General features: G+C 69.4%; 1 pseudogene. It reads left to right on the top strand.

The features are described 5' to 3' along the window. Nucleotides 1-608: pseudogene (locus JCM9942_RS17670) on the top strand (hypothetical protein); the annotation flags it as partial.

Below are 608 nucleotides of genomic sequence, written 5' to 3'. Positions count from 1 at the left end.
GCCGGAAGGCGGCCGCGGCAACCGCAATGACCGCAACCAGCGCCGCGAAGGCAATCGTGGCAACGGGGGCGGCAATGGCCAGCCGCAACAGGCCCGCAATGGCAACCGCCGCGATGAACGCAAGGATGATCGGCGCCAGAACGCGACCAGTCCGGCGTCGCAGACGCAGGACAACCTGCAGCCATCGCCATCCAAGCAGCCGCGCAACGAGCAGCCGCAGCAGCCCAAGCAGCCGCGCAACAACGAGCAGCAACCCAAGCAGCCGAAGCAGCCCAAGCCGCAGAAGCAGCCCAGGCCGCAGCAGGAGAGCGACAAGACCACAGCCGCCGCATCCGAGAAGCAGCCCCGTCAGCCGAACGCGGAAGCCGCACGGGCGGGCGCCATCCCGGCCGAGGTCAAGCCCATGCCCGCCCCGCCGGTAGCAGCCGGTGAAGTCGCGGACGCCATGGAAACCGTGGTGCAGGACAAGGCGCCCGTCACGCAGGCACTCAACGCGGCGGTCACCGCCGAAGAGCAGATCGCCATCGCGGCAACGGAAATCGAGAACGGGGGCGAACCCTCCGCCAACAGCGACGAAGGCAATGGTGAAGGCGGCAGCCGTCGCCGCC

This window comes from Stenotrophomonas pictorum JCM 9942, from assembly GCF_001310775.1.
Classification (GTDB): domain Bacteria; phylum Pseudomonadota; class Gammaproteobacteria; order Xanthomonadales; family Xanthomonadaceae; genus Stenotrophomonas; species Stenotrophomonas pictorum.
The sequence above is the reverse complement of the archived record's forward strand: the minus strand, read 5'-3'. Positions and strand labels throughout refer to the sequence as shown.